General features: G+C 43.1%; 16 protein-coding genes. 7 read left to right on the forward strand and 9 right to left on the reverse strand.

The window, feature by feature from the left end; all coding sequences use genetic code 11:
- Window positions 1-497, forward strand: a 497-nt coding sequence (locus VB775_RS14865; RefSeq protein WP_323216841.1) for a hypothetical protein, incomplete at its 5' end; no start/stop codon positions are given.
- A gap of 338 nt (window positions 498-835) precedes the next feature.
- On the opposite strand, the gene VB775_RS14870 is transcribed toward VB775_RS14865, so the two are convergent.
- From VB775_RS14870 to VB775_RS14880, 3 genes are read right to left on the reverse strand one after another with little or no spacing between them, the layout of a single operon-like run.
- Window positions 836-1,522, reverse strand: a complete 687-nt coding sequence (locus tag VB775_RS14870; RefSeq protein ID WP_281010031.1) for a DUF6753 family protein — start codon at window positions 1,520-1,522, stop codon at window positions 836-838.
- A gap of 1 nt (window position 1,523) precedes the next feature.
- On the reverse strand, window positions 1,524-2,243 hold the full coding sequence (locus VB775_RS14875; RefSeq protein ID WP_281010032.1) for a mobilization protein MobD-like protein: 720 nt from the start codon (window positions 2,241-2,243) through the stop codon (window positions 1,524-1,526).
- A gap of 11 nt (window positions 2,244-2,254) precedes the next feature.
- Window positions 2,255-2,848 carry a hypothetical protein gene (locus VB775_RS14880; protein ID WP_281010033.1) on the reverse strand — a complete coding sequence of 198 codons (594 nt, stop codon included), beginning with the start codon at window positions 2,846-2,848 and terminating at the stop codon, window positions 2,255-2,257.
- Window positions 2,849-3,626: 778 nt separating this feature from the next.
- Between VB775_RS14880 and VB775_RS14885 the strand changes: the two genes are divergently transcribed.
- Window positions 3,627-4,037 (forward strand): plasmid mobilization protein, encoded by a 411-nt coding sequence (locus VB775_RS14885; RefSeq protein ID WP_281010034.1) that lies wholly within the window; start codon window positions 3,627-3,629, stop codon window positions 4,035-4,037.
- Window positions 4,027-5,562: a relaxase/mobilization nuclease domain-containing protein gene (locus VB775_RS14890; RefSeq protein WP_281010035.1), complete on the forward strand. Its 1,536-nt coding sequence runs from the start codon at window positions 4,027-4,029 to the stop codon at window positions 5,560-5,562. Before VB775_RS14885 ends, VB775_RS14890 begins: the two co-directional genes overlap by 11 nt.
- Before the next feature lie 198 nt (window positions 5,563-5,760).
- On the opposite strand, the gene VB775_RS14895 is transcribed toward VB775_RS14890, so the two are convergent.
- Complete coding sequence (locus VB775_RS14895) at window positions 5,761-5,982, reverse strand: hypothetical protein (RefSeq protein ID WP_281010036.1); 222 nt, start codon at window positions 5,980-5,982, stop codon at window positions 5,761-5,763.
- Between the two features lie 25 nt (window positions 5,983-6,007).
- Here VB775_RS14895 and VB775_RS14900 point away from each other — a divergent pair, with 25 nt between their 5' ends.
- Complete coding sequence (locus VB775_RS14900; RefSeq protein WP_281010037.1) at window positions 6,008-6,502, forward strand: hypothetical protein; 495 nt, start codon at window positions 6,008-6,010, stop codon at window positions 6,500-6,502.
- Between the two features lie 71 nt (window positions 6,503-6,573).
- On the opposite strand, the gene VB775_RS14905 is transcribed toward VB775_RS14900, so the two are convergent.
- Window positions 6,574-8,172, reverse strand: a complete 1,599-nt coding sequence (locus VB775_RS14905; protein WP_281010038.1) for an alpha/beta hydrolase — start codon at window positions 8,170-8,172, stop codon at window positions 6,574-6,576.
- 128 nt (window positions 8,173-8,300) lie between these two features.
- The gene (locus tag VB775_RS14910; protein ID WP_281010039.1) at window positions 8,301-10,499 is read right to left on the reverse strand and encodes an ATP-dependent RecD-like DNA helicase; all 2,199 of its coding nucleotides are present in this window, start codon (window positions 10,497-10,499) and stop codon (window positions 8,301-8,303) included.
- A gap of 314 nt (window positions 10,500-10,813) precedes the next feature.
- Between VB775_RS14910 and VB775_RS14915 the strand changes: the two genes are divergently transcribed.
- Window positions 10,814-10,981 carry a hypothetical protein gene (locus VB775_RS14915; RefSeq protein ID WP_281010040.1) on the forward strand — a complete coding sequence of 56 codons (168 nt, stop codon included), beginning with the start codon at window positions 10,814-10,816 and terminating at the stop codon, window positions 10,979-10,981.
- Window positions 10,962-11,765, forward strand: coding sequence for a hypothetical protein (locus tag VB775_RS14920; protein WP_281010041.1), 804 nt, complete (start codon window positions 10,962-10,964; stop codon window positions 11,763-11,765). The genes VB775_RS14915 and VB775_RS14920 overlap by 20 nt, the downstream gene beginning before the upstream one ends.
- A gap of 295 nt (window positions 11,766-12,060) precedes the next feature.
- Here VB775_RS14920 and VB775_RS14925 read toward each other — a convergent pair whose 3' ends face one another.
- From VB775_RS14925 to VB775_RS14935, 3 genes are all read right to left on the reverse strand, one after another.
- A complete protein-coding gene (locus VB775_RS14925; RefSeq protein ID WP_281010042.1) occupies window positions 12,061-13,602 on the reverse strand; it encodes a protein kinase domain-containing protein in 1,542 nt (513 codons plus the stop codon).
- A gap of 124 nt (window positions 13,603-13,726) precedes the next feature.
- Complete coding sequence (gene mfd, locus VB775_RS14930) at window positions 13,727-17,065, reverse strand: transcription-repair coupling factor (protein WP_281010062.1); 3,339 nt, start codon at window positions 17,063-17,065, stop codon at window positions 13,727-13,729.
- 8 nt (window positions 17,066-17,073) lie between these two features.
- A complete protein-coding gene (locus VB775_RS14935) occupies window positions 17,074-17,316 on the reverse strand; it encodes a DUF4926 domain-containing protein (protein ID WP_281010043.1) in 243 nt (80 codons plus the stop codon).
- A gap of 164 nt (window positions 17,317-17,480) precedes the next feature.
- Here VB775_RS14935 and VB775_RS14940 point away from each other — a divergent pair.
- Window positions 17,481-17,723: helix-turn-helix transcriptional regulator (locus VB775_RS14940; RefSeq protein ID WP_323216842.1), on the forward strand; the 243-nt coding region annotated here is incomplete at its 3' end.

Consider the following 17,723-nt stretch of genomic DNA (forward strand, 5'->3'; position numbering starts at 1 on the left):
GACGTGAAGATAACCAAAAGCTCAAGCGCCTCAAAAACTACAACCGTGCCAAAGAATATTGGCAACTGGTAAATGAAGGCGGGTTAGACTTTGAGGAAGTGGGTAAGCTATTTGACCTGTCAGGTAAAACCATAGAACGGGTCATTGTCCAAGCAGGGATCGATATTTCCGAAGTAGCACGCAGAGCAAAAGCTGCGGCATTCAAGGAAGAAAGTGCGATCGCCCAGAAATATTGGGAGCTATATAGCAAACCAATGAGCCTAGATGAAGTGGGCGCAATCTTCGGGCTAAGCGATTCCACGGTTAGAGCCGTGTTAATTAGACATGGATATGAAATCAGGAAGCGAGGCAGGATTGAGAACAGCGATCGCAATCAGCTGAAGCCAAGGCAGCCAAAACCCAAAAAGAATAAGCAGCAAGCCGTCATCCCAGCCGAAAATATGCAAGCAACAGGACATGCATTAGATCTGCTAATTTCAAATACAAAGGTTAAGTAACTTGCGCTATGACTAATTTTTAAGATAAATGTTACTAGTTTTCAAGAACAAATTAACCAATTTATTAGCTATAGTGTTTTTTTCGATTAATGATCGGCGCAACAAAATTAACGCTGATCTTCATATACTCTCTAGGTTTCAGCACCATACCCAGAGAGGGCACTAATATTTAGGGTATCTCCATATTATTGACAATGGCAACGATAAATCAAGGGTTTCAACCTTGCATTATTGAGAATACAGCTATTTTTAGAGAGACTCTTTAGTTAATTTAAAAAAACACTATATCCAATGAATTGGTTATAGTGTTTTTTTAATCAATAATCGGTGTAATAAAATCAACGCCGATCTTCATATACTCTCTGGCTTTCAGGCAAAACCCAAAGAGCGCACAACCCTTTCGTAACGTATTTACCATTGAGAATAATCAAAGCATCCTTAAGGTTTTGCTGGTCTTGCAGGCAGGTCTTTAAAATGTCTCGATTCCAGTCCACGAGATTCTTTGCCATTTTGCCATCATCACTAGCTAACCAGTCTAAATCCTTTGCTGTTTGAGGATTTAGACTAGGCTGAGGCGATACAACCTTAGCGATCGCCAAGCCCGAAACCAGCCCTGCCGCTAAACCAATCATCAGCATCCCCGCACAGAAACCAATGAAGGGCAAGCTAATCGCCCGCCAATAACCTTGGGATTCCTGATGCTGTTTGTTTTTGAGTATATTCGCGATCGCCTGACTAATCGCCACCTCCTGCTCCTTAACCGCAGTCTCGCGCAGAGTTGCCAGAAAGTCACGAAATTTTTGAATACCAACATCAAAGCCCTTGGCTAAAGCACTTTGGAGCAGGTTGGGCGCAGTAGCAACCGTGGCTGCAACTTGGGCATTAGACAAGAAAATCGCAATGTAAGGATCGTTCTGGGGAATGCCAGACTTAGCCACAATCTCGTAAATCTTGGCTTTGACCGTGGGATCGTAGTCATGGATGGCAATATCCAGATAGGTTTTGGGTTGAGGATCGCTATTCATACTAGGATTTTGCTTCTTTTTTCTGGACGTTTTGAGGCAAGAGATTCGTGGATTCAAAGGCTTTGTAAGCATCTCTCAGAAAGGTTTTGATTTGATTTCTGCCAATGATGCCAAACTCGGAGTAGTTAGAAGCCTCCTCAAAAGTTAGGCGTTTCGCATTGATTTCAATGCGTCTGCCATCTCCTAGCTTTGGGAAATCAATCACAGCTACCCCGTACTCTGCGATAGCCTTCTGGATTGCTTCATGCTCATGGAAATAGCCCCATTCATCACAACGACCCCAGTTTTTGATAAACACATGGGTGATGTAGCCTTGGTAATGTTCCAGAGACTCAATGAATAGCTCGATTGAGTCACTTTCCCCGTCGCTAACGAACCACTTGATGAAAGTTACGCCATGCTCTTTGCCCAAGTCTAGTAAGCCTTTGGTGTTAATCCATTGTGATACCGCGCGATGGGCTTGAGCGGGTAAATTGACGACGACAGTTTTCTTGAGCGCATAGTCAAAAATAGAATCAGGGACATCAGCCATTTTCTCGTTTTCAGAGAAAAAAGCAGCCTTGCTGTCTTTGTATATATTGAGGACAGTGGGATTGCTACGATCCGCTTCAATGCCAGCCAACGGGATGGCACGATCCTTAAGGTATTGGAGCATGGTACGAGCAACCCAGCTTTTACCCACCCCACCTTTTTCACCATCGATCAGGTTAATAATTGCCATAAATTTACATCCTAGTAACGATTGTAGTGTTTCAAGATTTTCTGTTGTGCTAAGTAGTCATCATCGTCGTCATCGTCTACAGGGACAGACTTGGGGACGATACTTTTGGGCTTGCTAGACTCAGCCTGATTAGTCTGTTTTAAGTCTGAATTTATTCTGGTAGTTGTAGGTTGAATGTCTTTGGTCAAGCCGATAACATTCTGACTGCTAGGTGCTGAACTAGGATGCGAATCCGACAACTTTGCGGGTTCAGACGACAAAATTGACAGAGTAGGAGCGCCCAAGGCTTTTGCGGCTTTAGTAGCATCGCGTTTGGCTTTTGCCGCCGCCTTTTTATTTTCCACATCGATCTTCTGTAAATACTTTCGTACTGTCTCACCAGAGATAGCAATGTGTAGTTCGCTTGTCAGTTTGTTGCTGACTTCTTCAAAGGTGTATCCCAAAGCGATTAAAGATCTAATCCCACTTTCCAAGGTTCGGATGATATCGAGTTTGGTTTTGGGGTTGGTTTTCTTCTGGGGTTCATTGACCCATCGCTCTGATAAAGCTACCAGTTTATCCGTATCTAAGTCCGCTAATGACGAGCGGGAAGGAACTTCAATCATTGCTTTAAATGCTTTTTGGGTGGACGTATTTCCCTAAACTGTTGTCAAAAATATCCTCAACAAGGAAATCTCTAACCCAGATTAATTTTGATATTGTTTCGCTCACCTCCCGGTTTATTGCTTTTTTCAATCATAACCATTGCGAAAGAATATTAGGCTACTTTACTTGATGAGATTTTTACAATTTGTTAACAACCGCGTAATTCCTGTCAATGTCTGAAATCTAATAATTTCGCTTATCAAGATAGTATTAAGTCAATCCTTATATTGGATACTTTTTATACTTAGACAGTAATTTATATGTCTTAAGTATTATATTTTGAGTTGTAAATCTATACCAGTTGAGTGACAATCCTGTGTAACTTGTTTCCCATAACCGTACCTTTTATTGTTCCAAAATCGTCCCAATGTTGTCCCACAATCGTGCGGATCGATGCGGATCTGCAACGATTTCCCGTGCTTTGAGGTATGTCTAAAACAGCTCGCAAGCTATGTTGCTCGTCGGACAAGAAATCGCGCTATCGCTTGATTTTTGTTCGACGGCAACATTACGCTTGCCAAAGGGGAGTACCCCCTTTGGAATCCCCCAAGCCAAATGATAAAATGCAAAGAAATTTAGAAAAAACAAACTAGATAGATAATTAACACTTTAAAATCTAAATGTGTGGAGAAGAATAGGAACTGCAAAAATAACTGATAGCTACGGCTTATCAGACTCTTTGTGATTTGCAGATATTTTGACAACAAGTAAGCAGGATAAACTTTAGGAATAACAGTGATGACCTTATCCGTTAGATTTACAGTGCGAATGACCGAAGAGGAGAAAGTAATCCTAGATGAAAAAGCAAGTCAATTGAATGTTAAAGCCAGTGAAATTGTGAGATGTGCAACGTTTAAATACGATCTGCCGACATCTAAGGTACAAGTTGTAAACATAGATTGGAATCTTTATCACCTATTGGGGGAAGTCAAGTATGAATTGAATAAAATCGGTACAAATATCAACCAACTAGCCCATGATGCCAACTTGAGTCTAATGATGGGTAGCCCAATGCAACTACAACTGGAAGAACTCAATGAGATATCGCATCGTATTGAGCGATCAATTGGTTCAATATCCGAACTAAGAACTCTGATTACGGAGAGTACAGGTATAAAGCCCAAATTAGGAGAAGAGGATGATCGGTAAAATTATTAAGGGAAAGAGCTTTCAAGGCTGCTTATCTTATGTCATGGGAAAAACTGGTGCGGCGGTCATAGGTATGAATATGGATGGCAAAGATCCATATAGTTTAGCGAATGAATTTTCTTTGTCTTGGCAATTGCGCCCTAAATTAAATTACAAAGTTTGCCATGTAATTCTCAGTCTTAGTCCTGAAGAGCATCTTAACAATGATGCTTGGCAGACAGCGATCGCCCAATATCTCAAAGAGATGGGATTTACCAATAATCAATATGTGGCTGTAAAGCATACTGATAAAGAAAATCACGAACACATTCATCTCGTGACCAGTCGGGTGCGGATGGACGGCTCAGTAGTTTCTGACAGTTGGGATTGGACGCGCAGCCAAGATGTGATCCGCAAACTAGAGCAGGACTTTGGACTAGCGGCTGTACCATCAAGTTGGGAATGCGATCGCCAAGAGCAAACCAAGAGTCAGATAGATAAGGAATTAGAAACGGGCAAAGTTACGGTAAAGCGGCAACTTGCGGATAAGATCGATGCAACTTTGGTAAATACCACGTCACTACTAGATTTTATTGAGAAGCTAAATCTTGAAGGGATTGAAGTCAGGGTTGACCGAGATCGCAAGGGAAAACCGAAAGGGATTGCTTACAAACTTGATGGAGTGAGCATGGCAGGTTCCAGTGTGGGCAAGGCTTATTCCTTACCGCGTGTCTTGAAGCGGATAGAAAGTGTCTCCGAGCAGGGGATACATCCTAATATTTCCTCTATGGCATCTCACATATCGCAAGTCATCAGAGAGCAAGTAAAAGTAGGAATGACCATGCCCCAGTTGATTGAGCAGTTGAAACATTCAGGAATAGATGCTCATGTCAAATACACGCGCACCAAGAAGATTAAAGGTATTTCCTACAGTTTGGGACGTAACAGTATTCAAGGTAATGAGCTAGGTAAAGAGTTTAGCTGGGGAGGACTTCAGAAGTATTTACAGGTTAGTTACGATCCAGCCCGTGATCGCTCGATTATTTTAGAGATGCGTGCTGATCGAAAGGCGATAAATCAGCCTATAGAGTCTTCTTATCAAGACGAGATGGGCTTGTCAGATAGTTTGTTAAACGAGCTTGTGGTTGAGTTAGAAAAACAGCGATCGCTCAAAGTCCCCAAACCAAAGCAATCTGAAAATATTACTAAATCAGAAATCCCTGTTAACCCAGAACAGGATAGAAACAATCACGCTCAGATGGTTGCAGTAATCTGCCATCAGATCCTCAATGAGCTAGGGTCTGATAGTTTTGGAGAAATAGGCAAGAATTCTTACAGTATCCAACGAAGCAGAGATGCTCTGATAGTTGAGAATTTAAGAGGTGATCGCCAGATCATTTTGCAGGTTAAGGGGCAGGAAATTGAGTTTGCCAATTTGAGCGAGTTTGATATCCGACAATTTGAGCAGGCTTGGCAGCATCGATCTCAAGCACAGCAACAAAGTATTGGTAATGTTTCAGACTTATTGAATCAAGAAATTCAGTAAAAGTAGGACAAGTCATCACGAAACTACTAGACTTTGCGGTAATACTCAGAGGGATACAAGGTGATCTATTCCCTCATGACGTATATACTGCCTTGAATTGTGTAATGGCTATCATAATTGATAGCAGTATTTGGAAAAGTAAATCTCTCTCGTCAAAAAAGGTTCTGTGCACCTTAACGAGTGAGTTGTAACCGACCGTTAGACTACCTGATCAAGTAACATAAGGAGCAATCCGTAGCGTATGTCCCACGAAAGTTTCACACCACAGCATCGGGCAATCGGAAGAGTAGCAGCTTGGGCTGTTTTCTTTTTAGAGGTGATATACGCTGTTACAACGGCTCTCGGATTTCTTGCGCTCAAATCGCCCCAAGACCCAATCGGCGATCCATTCTTCTTGATTATGGAACTACTGATAGTCATTATAGTTCCCCTGATGGTCGTAAGCATGGTCGCAGTCCACGCTTACGCAACCCCTGATGTCAAGGTATATAGTCTTACGGCACTTATCTTTATGATCCTGCTTGCGGGAATTACTTCCAGCGTTCACTTCGTTATCCTGACGATAGGTCATCAGATTGAGGCTACCAGATTGACATGGATTTCTCCGCTACTCTCATTCAAGTGGCCATCTGTGGCATATACGTTAGATATTCTTGCATGGGATTGGTTCTTTGCCCTCTCAATGCTTTTTGCAGCGCCTGTATTTAATTCAGGAAAGCTGGAGATAGCGGTGAGGAACCTTATGATTGTCAGTGGTGTACTGAGTCTTGTGGGGTTGATTGGTGTGCCACTTGCAGATATGCAAGTTCGGAATATCGGAATTATCGGCTACGGTGTGGTAGCTCCAGTTGTGTTTCTACTGCTAGGCATAATTTTTGATCGTACCCAGCATCAGCCAAAAGCCACTGAGCGAAACCGCAATTCTCCATCGGAGGACTAAACCATATTGTACTGGACGGAATCAACTCTCTGATATGAATTTAGATCAGGAATACACGAATGCTTATGCATCTAAAAGCATCGTTTTTCTAATGATTGAAATTGAGGCGATCGCACAATCAAGATAACCAGTAGAGCAGGAAATAAAGCCATCCGAGCGAGTAGACTTATGGCAACGATCGCATATTCCATAGAGACAGTTCCCATCCTTGCCTGTTGAATGAGAACGATCGCTAAAACTAAACTGAGTCCGCCTAGCAATTGCAGAGATTTCTTACTGGGACGATCTACTTTTGCTAGTTTTAGTGGTTGACGCAGCCATCTGACTAGCCATGCAGCCGCTCTAGTCCCAACACTTAAAATCACACTGGGATAAATCAGTTCGGGCAAAAAGAGAAGGGAAAGCTGCCAACTAGGAACAAGTCCATTGCTATAGACAGGAAACATAGCCGCATTCAATTCTTGAACTCTTGAATAAATCATTGCTACAGGAAGTTGGATAAGGAACTGCGGTAATCCTAATAGATATGCAGGATGGGTCAACAACTCTTGCCAACGCATGACAAGGGAGACGATCGCATAGGCGATGAGGATAGTACCAACATAAAGCCCGCACAGTTGCAAAAATGATGTCAGCTTCTTTGGTTGATTGATGGCATAGGTACTGATAGGCAAAACTGCTGCCACTAGAAAGACTAGACTACTTGCCATTCTGCTAGGTATCGCTCCCATCATACCCAAACAGAGGAAAATCCCAGCGATCGCCACCATTCCCACTGTTACTAAGCGCAATTTTGTCCTCAAGAAATTAAGCTCACGTAGACCATAACCAATAGTTAAAAGCGAACCGATCAAGATCAGAAACCATCCCCACATGACAAATGGCATCGTTAAAAATACCGACCTCTCAGGCAAATCAAAGGCTTTCATAGCCCAAATAACAGCTTCTTGGATTAAGGTGGGGTCAAAAGGCTCAATCAAATGGTTAGATGTACTGGAAATGACCAATTTTCTAGCGGAACCATTTTGAAAATCTCCCTTGAGTTGAAATTCCTGAGTTGCTTCACCAGTTCCCTGTTGTAAAGTTTCACGCATGGCTGCGGGACTATGCAACTCTTCGTACAATCCGATTCCCATCAGGAGATTAGCAGGACTGGTGCGGCTAATCTCTGCACTCATACCGAGAGCGATGGTAACGCGAATTTGATCTGAACTTGCTGTTTCTGAACCAAAGGCGATCGCTGTGGCGGCTCCCATAGAATGACCGCCCATGCCCAAATGTAATCGGTCAAAGCGTTCGGGATGTTGTTTTACATAATCAAATACCACACCTGCATCCTTGAGATTTTCTTCTGAGCTAAATGGTCTGGCATAGGATTCTCCAAATCCGCCAGCATCAAAGGCTATAGCGGCAATACCTTGTCGGGCTAGTTCTACTGCAAGTGGCTCCATCATTTCTTTAGAAGAGCTTACGCCATGCCAGAGAATGATCGTGGGATAGGGAGTTTTTGTTCGTTCGGGAATATATAGCCTGCCGACAAGGGGACGATCTCGATCTCGTTTTAGGTTAATTATTTCGGTGGCGATATTATGGGGATAAAAGATTTGATTGAGCAATAACCCAGCAATCAAGGCGATCGCCCCCAGCCAAATTCCCAGCTTGCTAAACATAAACTCTGCTCTTTGCATATCCTCAACAATTCCCCTCTGAGGGAAATAGCCTATACTGAGCCACACTATACCTCTTGGCAATAATCTATCTAATTCCTTTCATGAAACTTTATCAGCAAGAATCAGGATTACGGCTCGGCAAACTTTGCTAAACGTTTCGCGAGATAAGTATATCTCTGCCGATCGCTAACTTGTTTTACTGCCATCCCGATCGCCTTCGACTCCCCGACAATAATGGCAAGCTTTCGCGCACGAGTTAAACCAGTGTAGAAAAGATTGCGAGAAAGCATCAGAAAATGTTGCATGAACAGAGGCATGATTACCACAGGATATTCGCTGCCCTGCGCCTTATGGATCGTCGTCGCTCTAGCGAGAGCAATCTCATTGAGATCGGCATAATCATAGGTTACTTGCCGATCGCCAAATACAAACGTGACTTCCCGCTCCTCCAAATCTACACCTGTAATCGTGCCAATATCACCATTGAACACCTCGCGATTATAGTCATTCACCTGCTGCATAATGCGATCTCCCAAACGAAAGATCGTATTGCCATACTTAATTTCGGGCTTCATGGCATCAGGGGGATTGAGAAGTTGTTGAAGGACAACATTAAGATTACGCGTACCAACATCACCTCTAGTCATGGGACAGAGAACCTGCATATCTTGCTGAGGGTCAAAGCCCAGACTCGGTAACAATTCCGTAATAATGTCACAAACACCCTGCTGACCAGCTTCCGCATTGGGCATTTCTAGCCATAGGCAATCAGATTGCGGCTGATTAGAAACCTTTTCCATCTGCGGAAACTTACCCGTATTGATACGGTGAGCATTCTGAATAATTTGACTTGCCTGAGCCTGACGAAATACCTCAGTGAGCGTGATTACAGGGACTTGCTGAGAATCAATTAAATCTTGGAGAACATTGCCCTCACCGACACTGGGAAGTTGATCGGTATCGCCGACAAGAAGCAGTTGAGCGCCTAAGGGAATCGCTTTAACTAGAGAAAAAGCAAGAAACAGATCCAGCATCGATGCTTCATCAATACCGATCGCCTGAGCCGTCAGAGGATATTCCTGATTGCGTTTAAAACCCATGGATTTTGGATCAAACTCTAGAAAACGGTGAATTGTCTTAGCCTCACAGCCCGTGACTTCCTGTAATCGTTGAGCCGCCCGACCCGTTGGTGAAGCGAGAGCAATCTCCTTACCCATCGCTTTCCAGAGCGCAACAATCGTGCGGGTGGTGGTAGTTTTACCTGTCCCCGGTCCACCTGTGAGAATTAACACCGATGAAGTTGCCGCCATCTCTACAGCTTCGCGTTGTTTGGGCGAGAGTTGGATATTTCTTTGGGTAGTGTAGCGATCGATCCAAGCCTTGACTCGTTCAGGATCTGGATGATGTTTGTGTTGCAATAATTGATAAACCCGTTCGGCAAGATTTTGTTCAGTATGGAAGTAAGTAGGTTTATAGCAGATGAACTCTCCTTCTAAGCCTTGCATCACCAAGCGATCGTTAACGGAGAGTTGTAGAACAATTTTAGAGATAGTTTCAGGATCTGGTTGATAATCTTCGAGGGCAAGCAGTTTGATGGCTTTCTCCTCTAGTTCCGTGCGCGGTAAATAGCAATGACCATCTTCGGCGGCTTCCCCTAAACAGTGAAAGATACCCGCAATGCTGCGAAACTCTGAACTAACTTCAATGCCGATATTCCGAGCGATTTGGTCAGCCGTAAAGAAACCAATACCATAGATATCCGTCGCCAGTTGATAGGGATTTTCGGAAACAGTCTGAATGGAATCATTACCATAATGCTTAAAAATCTTGACTGCATAGGTGGTGGATACTCCATGTCCTTGCAGAAATACCATGACCTCCTTAATCGCCTTTTGCATCTCCCAAGCTGTTTTGATCATCTTCACTCGTTTCTTGGCAATACCAGGAACTTCAATCAGACGGTCAATCTCATTTTCAATGATGTCAAGGGTATCCAAGCCAAAATGAGTGACGATGCGTTTAGCGGTGACTGGTCCCACGCCTTTAATCAAACCACTGCCCAGATATTTCTCAATTCCTGTAATCGTGGCGGGTTTGGTTTCACGGTATTGAGTGACTTGGAATTGGTCACCAAACTTAGGATGCGATCGCCATGTGCCTTCTAGGGCAAGAGTCTGTCCTGCTTGGATATTGGCAAAGTTACCGACTACGGTGATTAGGTCTTGAGCCTTGGGTACTTTTAGCCGCGCTACGGTATAGCCTGTCTCTTCGGAGTGAAAGGTGAGGCGTTCGATGATGCCTTGGAGGTAGTCGATGTTGTCAGGCATAAGCCATAAGGACGGATAAATGTAGCGATCGCTTTACCATTTATATAGCAATTTTGATTTCGTTGTAGGTAAATAGCGATTTCCCCAATCCCGCGACATCACAAGGTGCTGCGAATATTAGCTAAAAATAGCCAGTTATCTATTGCATAGTGAACAGCAAGAAAATAAGCAAAGTCATGTAATTAAATTTAGAGAAATATATTTATCTAAAAATCAGTTTAATTTATTGTTTTTGGTAATCTGTTTGTATCACTCAAAGTTTCTAGTAGTATGGAATCTAATCGATTTCACAAATTTTAAAACAGGGGTGTTTTATGGTGAACAAGGCGGGAAATTTTAAAAAGGTGGCTGAAGTGGGTGAGGCAGTTAGTTCTTCTATGGCGGCTGTTGACTCTTTTCAGACTCTCATTGAGGCAAAACTGAAACAGGAAAATGAGCAGAAAAAAGCAAAACCTAAAGTTGATGAATCCAAATCCGTCTAGAGTCTTACGCTTGTTTGCCGAAACTCAAGACCGTTTGTATGATGGTGACACTATCAAGAAAATGATTAGCCAAATCGCCAAGCATACTAAGGATCGTAAGATTATTGTGAACTGCGAGGCGATCGCTGATTTATTGCAAATTGAGTTTGAGCAGACTTTTCTCAGAAATGATGTCAATCAACATAATGACGCAGTTAGGAAGCTTCAAAATCATGTTACTTGGGTTCATGAAAAGTACAAGGAGGTTAAACCCTTCTTAGAAAATTGCGATCCTATTTGGTATACAAGATTGCAAGAAGCTACAGATGCTCAGTTAGCAAGGCTTAGTCAGTTAGTTTCTCTTTTGAGTGCTGTTCCTGATATTTGCGATCTGGATGGTAATGTCATCAGACCGAATGATTTGGTTACTTATCCCAGTAAAGATCAAGAGGATAGAGTGTATGACCATTATGGAATTGTAAGAGCAACTCCGCATGGTTATACTGTCGCTCATTTCTTTACGGGTGAGACTATCAGACCAGAGGGGCGGATCGCTGAGGTGGGAATTGGCTATGTTCATTTCACTCCTTACAAAGCAGAGTGGCTTTTTAAAGAGCGTCCTGAATCTATGTCTGACAGCCAAATCGAGGCGCGTATTCACGAGTCAAGGCAGAAGTTTATAGATGCTAAGGATAAGCTATGGAATAAGCTGCTTTATAACTGTGAGCATTGGGCTAGAGAAATGGTTTACGGTGAGGCTAGGTCAATTCAAGTCGAGAATTTACGAGCCAAGAAAGTTGTTTAATTAAATTTTTTCCGTTTATTCACTATATTTTTAGAAGTTTGGAGCATATTTTATGTGGTGGTTTTTAATTCCTTTTGGTATTGGCATAGCATCTTCGATAGCAAAAGAAACGAGATTATTGAATGATCCAAATAAGTGGTATGGATTGATGGAATGCAACAAGTGTGGCTATGAATGGAAATCGCGAAAAAATACCCCTCCTGCTAGATGCCCGAATTGCTCCTCAAAAAATATTGATCAAGTTTTAGGCTAGTACTTGTAGCCACTTGATTTATTTGCAATTTAGTACCCTCAGTTAAGAAAATAGAACTACGCGAAAACCTATATCAGAGTCTCTGTCAGCAGCAGGATAATAACCACGATAACCAGATCGGCAATTATCAGTGTAGCGATTCCAACCACCACCACGAACGGCTTGGCGATCTGAGTCTTCGCTAGTTAATAAATCTGCTTGACACCATTCCCAAACATTGCCGTGCATATCGTATAGCCCCCATTTATTTGGAAGCTTATTTCCTACTGGGTGCGGATTCTGTCCTGAATTATCGCCATACCAAGCATATTTATCTAATTCTTTATCATCATCACCAAAATAATACTTTGTTCTTGAATCTGCTCGACACGCATACTCCCACTCAGTTTCACTTGGAAGTCTGATCTTTCGTCCTGTGAGTCTTGATAGTTGCTTACAGAAAACCACTGCATTCTTCCAAAATACGCTATCTACAGGTAATTGAGCGTCACCTTTAAATTTTGATGGATTGCTGCCCATTACTGCTTGATATTGTGCTTGCGTAACTGGATATTTTCCCATCCAAAACTCTTCATCGAGGTTAATCTCACGACCTCCATCCATAATTAGTTGACCACTTGGAATCTTTACAAGTTCCAGTTTTTGGCTATTTGGTAATTCTAAAATAATTCCAGCAGAGTCTCTTCGATATTGAGATAATACTAATGGCTGAGTTGGTATAGATACTTGAGACAGCAAAATGTCTCTTTGTTGTTTCGGTATCAGAATTTCTAATATTTCTTTCGCAGACAATCGTAGTTTCGGGGCATCTACCAAGCAATTCTGAACAATCGAATCAAAAAGCTGAGGTAAATCCCCTTTAATCTTGATATTCATTTTCCAAATATCCGTCACCCCATCAAACGGCAACGCCCCCGTCAGCATTTCCACAATCATCACACCCAAAGACCAGATATCCCAAGCAGGAGAAACCTTCATTGGTGCATCTTCCGAATAAGCAGCATAAACCTCTGGCGGCATATAAATTGGTGTCCCCGTGAAGCTAGTCGTCATCGTGCCACTTTCTCGCCCCATCTGCCGCGCAATTCCAAAATCTGAGATTTTCCAAACATTCCCCACCCGCAACACATTTGCAGGTTTCAGATCCCGATGCGTTACCGACTGACCATGCAAATAGACAAGTCCCGAAGCGATCGCCTCAACAATCTCCCTCACCTCAATAGCTGGTAAAACCCTCGATGCTTGCAAATAATCCTCTAGTGTTCCACTTGCAATCTCCATCACCAGACCAAAACAGTCATAATCAAACATCGAATGCTTTAACCGTCCCTCCTCAGAAGTGATGCAATTAATCAAATTAGGATGCTTCAACCTAATCGCCGTTACTAACTCCTTAGCAATAATATCCGAAGGCATCTTATCTTTCCGAATCGCCTTAATTGCTACTTCCTGAATTTTTGTACCACCCACCAACTCATCCGCCAAAAACACCGCACCAAAAGCCCCAGCCCCCTTAAACTCCTTCAAATAATACTTATGATTGAAGTAAGTCTTCTCAAAAATCTTGTAAAGCTCGTTATCCATGTAAATGCTTGCAGTGGCTAGATTACTGGTTGATCAGGTGGCACAAATCAAATATAGCTCACCAATAAGCCACATATCAAAAATTTTAAGATTAGAGCGTAATGTTGTAGCGATCGCCCAAAGCTTACTTCAAAAAACAGCCCAACCACTCAATCAAGAAATGCACCTGCTTATCCCCAGGCAGAAGAGCCAGACTCGTGATTTTAATTTTGCCCTTCTCAAAAGAGAAACGATAATAGAACTCAATCGGAATCTTCGCATGAAGCAACTCCCAAAGCGAATCCGTCAGCTTCGATTCCAGAAACAGATCTCGCCCATTCTCTGAAGCATAAATGCGAAACACCCCAACCTTACGCGCCACCAACTTCAGTTCCATCACCCTGAGCAATACCTGCGTTTCTTCAGGCAAAGCCCCATACAACCCCTCCCAAACCGCAGCCAACTTGAGAATCTCCTCCTTCGACTTCACCTTCGCCAAAGTCAAATAAGCATTAATCTTCGTCTCATTATCCGCCATATAACTATCAGGAATAAAAGCCACCAAACGCGGTAACTGAAGCTCAGTATCCGCAACTTCAGGCAAAATCTTCCCCCGTAACTCATTGATATATTCCTGAAGCAAATCCATGTACAGCGCAAAGCCAATCACATCCGCCTGACCCGATTGCTCCTCTCCCAAGAGATCCCCCAATCCACGAATCTCCATATCGCGCATCGCCAGTTGATAGCCCGAACCAAGCTGACTAAACTCCTGAATCGCATCCAATCTCTTCTTCGCCGCATCCGTCAACTCAAGATTAGGAGGATACAGCAAATAGGCATGAGCCTGAATCCCTGCCCGACCAACGCGACCACGCAATTGATAAAGTTGCGCTAAACCCAACTTATGAGCATCCTCAATCACAATCGTATTCACACGCGGAATATCCAAACCCGCCTCAATAATCGTGGTACAGAGGAGAATATCCGCCTCATTGTTATTAAAAGCAACCATCGCCGCCTCTAACTCCGACTCCTGCATCTGTCCATGAGCGATCGCTAATCTCACATTCGGCAACATGGCTTGCAAAGAAACAGCGATCGCCTCAATCCCCTCAATGCGCGGCACGACATAAAACACCTGACCACCACGATCTAACTCATGGCGAATCGCCGTTTTCACCAGTGACGCATCATAAGCAGACAAATGGGTTTGAATCGATCGCCTCGAAGGAGGAGGAGTCGCAATCACACTCATTTCCCGCACCCCAGAAAGCGCCGCATAGAGAGTACGCGGAATTGGCGTAGCACTCAAAGTCAACAAATCCACATCCCCCTTCATCGCCTTGATTTTCTCCTTCTGCAAAGTCCCAAAGCGTTGCTCCTCATCAATCACCAGCAAACCCAAATCGTGAAACTCCACATCCTTAGACAAAAGTTGATGCGTACCGACAATGACTTGTACCTTACCATCCGCAACTTCTTGTAAAACCTGCTTGCGCTCCTTCGCAGGGCGAAACCGATTTACAATATCTACAGTGAAGGGATAAGCCGCAAACCGAGTTTGGAGCGTATGAAAATGCTGTTGCGCCAGAATCGTGGTGGGAGCTAACAGAGCTATTTGCTTACCCGCACAAACCGCCTTAAAAATTGCTCTTACCGCCACCTCTGTTTTACCAAAGCCGACATCACCACAAACCAGCCGATCCATTGGGCGATCGCTTTCCATATCTTGCTTCACATCTTGAACAGCTTTGACCTGATCGGGTGTGAGTTGATAGGGAAAAGAATCCTCCATCTCCTGTTGCCAATCGGTATCGGTTGGAAAAGCATAGCCGACTAAATTGGCGCGGCGGACATAGAGTTGGAGTAAATCCCTTGCTAACTTGTAAATCTCTTTTTGGCATTTGCTGAGAGCGTTATCCCACGCCTTTGTGTTGGCGATGCTATTTAACTTAGGAGGCTTATTAGAAGCACTGCGATAGCGGGAGAGAATCTTCTCATTCTCTGGTGCGATCGCCACCGCAGTCTTACCATCAGCAAACTCAACGATGTAATGCGGTTGCTTTTCTCCTTTCACTTCAATGGTTTCAAAGCGCGTAAACCTACCAATTCCATACTTACGATGCACGACATAATCACCAACATTTAGTTCGTCAGGATTAACTGACTTAGCAGAAGTTATGTGTGAGGGATGCACAAAAGTTGGCGAGGCTAATAGTTGCTGTCCGAATAACTCGCGATCGGTTAGGAGAGCTAGATTACAACTAGGCAAAACAAAGCCTTGCATCTCCATCAGTCCCGAATATTTCAAAATCACAGGCTTACCAGCTTTCTGAATTCGCGCAATTGACTGTAAATCATCATGATCACTGACAAAGTTAGCAATGCAGTCATATTCCTTGAGTAAAGTTGCCACGCGCAAAGGTTGAGCCGAAATCAGCGTGACTTGATATTCCGATTTGAGATATTCACGAATGAGCGCTGCAATCTGGTCAAACTGATGGGGAACTATGGGAATAGCGGCACTGGCAAAATCAAAAATATTGGCTTTGGGTTTAAGCGATCGCTCGCTAAGTTGAAGCATCTGAAACTTCTTCGCCTCAGTCATGCATTTAGCAAAGTCCCAATGCAGTTTCGGTGTATCGGCTTGCGATTGATTTTGATAAAGTTCATCCGCCGCTTCGTACCAGCGATCGCCATAGCTCTGACATTGTTCGGGTTCATCAAGGTTGACAATGAAGTTCTTGGGTAAGTAATTCAGTAATGTGGCTTTGTGAGCAGAAACAAACTCATGCAAATCGACAGGAGCGATCGCTATGCTGGATAGGTCAGTGAAGCTTTTGGGATTAGTGGGGTCAAATTCTCTGATTTTCTCGACAGTGCCACGATTGCAACTTAGGCGCACAGGTAGATTTCGATTAACTGGAAAAACCTCAAAACTAAATCCTTTGTGGCTCCATTGTTTTGATTCTTTTACTTCTTTGACTTCTTCATATCCCAATCTTGCCAGAGCCACGGCAAGTAATTTAACCGATTGCAAATCGCCGATATTGAGATAGATGCTATGTTTTTGGAAGGATTGAGTGGATGGTAGATGGGGCTGTAGCGCTTTAATGGTGGTAGCGATCGCTAGGTTAGGCTGTGGTTTGGCAAGCAATTCTGCTAATATCTCAATCCTTGTCCAAGCGGTTTCTAAATCGATTTGGCTAGATTCGTAGGGAAATGTATCAAGGGGAGGGTATAGATAGACTCGCCATGACATGGACTGGAGTTGTAAAGCCCATCGGGTTGCTTCTTCGACGGTGGCGGTGACGATGAGTAATGGTTTGGTTTGTTGTTGGCATAGGTGGGTGCTAACCAGTCCTTTGCCTAAGCGAGATAGTCCTGATAGGGATATGCTTTTAGCTGTTTTGAGTTTCTCGCCTATTTTTGTGGCGATTTGCGATCGGGCTATGTTCTCTAGGACTGCTGTGAAGGTCATGGGTATAGTCATGAATAGACTAATTCAGGTTCATTGATAAGGCGTAATAGCTTGACAGTTTCGATTGTTTCCATGGCGAAGGTATTGCCTTTCTTATCGGTAAAGTCGATTAGGAATGCTTGGTCATCAAAGGACATTAAAACTGTTCCCATTTGTCCCCGTCGCAGTAGGATTTGCTGATGAGTGATTTTATGCGTAGCGATCGCATGTTCGATTAAAGCAACAAGGTCATATTCATGGATGTCGTTCATAGTTGTTTTTCTAATCAATAGGGTAATTTCATTGGTTATGTTTTGAAAATTGTGGGTTGTGCTTATTTTAGCAAGGTTGTTATAGGCGATCGCCAAATCTATATTTGACTTATTATATAAAATTTTGTATAATTTGCTAGTATTTTAGATATATGTAAAAAAATATGTCGATCAAGTTTTACGAAAGTCCGTTTCATGCGATCGAGGAGCCTGAAGTCGCTAGTAAGTCGGTTTTGAAGGCTGACTTGACGATTATGATTCGAGACATAATTGAGAATAGAGGTTGGACACAAAAGGAAGCGGCTGAAAGGTTGGCGGTTACTCAGCCGCGTGTGTCGGACATTGTGAATGGAAAAATTGATAAATTTACTTTGGATATGCTGTTTTCAATGTTAGATAAGCTCGGA

This window comes from Pseudanabaena sp. CCNP1317, from assembly GCF_034931345.1.
GTDB classification, from domain to species: Bacteria; Cyanobacteriota; Cyanobacteriia; order Pseudanabaenales; family Pseudanabaenaceae; genus Pseudanabaena; species Pseudanabaena galeata.

What these genes read in the sequence shown, in the direction of transcription:
- VB775_RS14870 (WP_281010031.1), bottom strand. Translation starts at nt 1,522, where the DNA reads ATGAATAGCGATCCTCAACCCAAAACCTATCTGGATATTGCCATCCAT.
- VB775_RS14875 (WP_281010032.1), bottom strand. Translation starts at nt 2,243, where the DNA reads ATGGCAATTATTAACCTGATCGATGGTGAAAAAGGTGGGGTGGGTAAA.
- VB775_RS14880 (WP_281010033.1), bottom strand. Translation starts at nt 2,848, where the DNA reads ATGATTGAAGTTCCTTCCCGCTCGTCATTAGCGGACTTAGATACGGAT.
- VB775_RS14885 (WP_281010034.1), top strand. Translation starts at nt 3,627, where the DNA reads ATGACCTTATCCGTTAGATTTACAGTGCGAATGACCGAAGAGGAGAAA.
- VB775_RS14890 (WP_281010035.1), top strand. Translation starts at nt 4,027, where the DNA reads ATGATCGGTAAAATTATTAAGGGAAAGAGCTTTCAAGGCTGCTTATCT.
- VB775_RS14895 (WP_281010036.1), bottom strand. Translation starts at nt 5,982, where the DNA reads ATGACTATCAGTAGTTCCATAATCAAGAAGAATGGATCGCCGATTGGG.
- VB775_RS14900 (WP_281010037.1), top strand. Translation starts at nt 6,008, where the DNA reads ATGGTCGCAGTCCACGCTTACGCAACCCCTGATGTCAAGGTATATAGT.
- VB775_RS14905 (WP_281010038.1), bottom strand. Translation starts at nt 8,172, where the DNA reads ATGTTTAGCAAGCTGGGAATTTGGCTGGGGGCGATCGCCTTGATTGCT.
- VB775_RS14910 (WP_281010039.1), bottom strand. Translation starts at nt 10,499, where the DNA reads ATGCCTGACAACATCGACTACCTCCAAGGCATCATCGAACGCCTCACC.
- VB775_RS14915 (WP_281010040.1), top strand. Translation starts at nt 10,814, where the DNA reads ATGGTGAACAAGGCGGGAAATTTTAAAAAGGTGGCTGAAGTGGGTGAG.
- VB775_RS14920 (WP_281010041.1), top strand. Translation starts at nt 10,962, where the DNA reads ATGAATCCAAATCCGTCTAGAGTCTTACGCTTGTTTGCCGAAACTCAA.
- VB775_RS14925 (WP_281010042.1), bottom strand. Translation starts at nt 13,602, where the DNA reads ATGGATAACGAGCTTTACAAGATTTTTGAGAAGACTTACTTCAATCAT.
- mfd (WP_281010062.1), bottom strand. Translation starts at nt 17,065, where the DNA reads ATGACCTTCACAGCAGTCCTAGAGAACATAGCCCGATCGCAAATCGCC.
- VB775_RS14935 (WP_281010043.1), bottom strand. Translation starts at nt 17,316, where the DNA reads ATGAACGACATCCATGAATATGACCTTGTTGCTTTAATCGAACATGCG.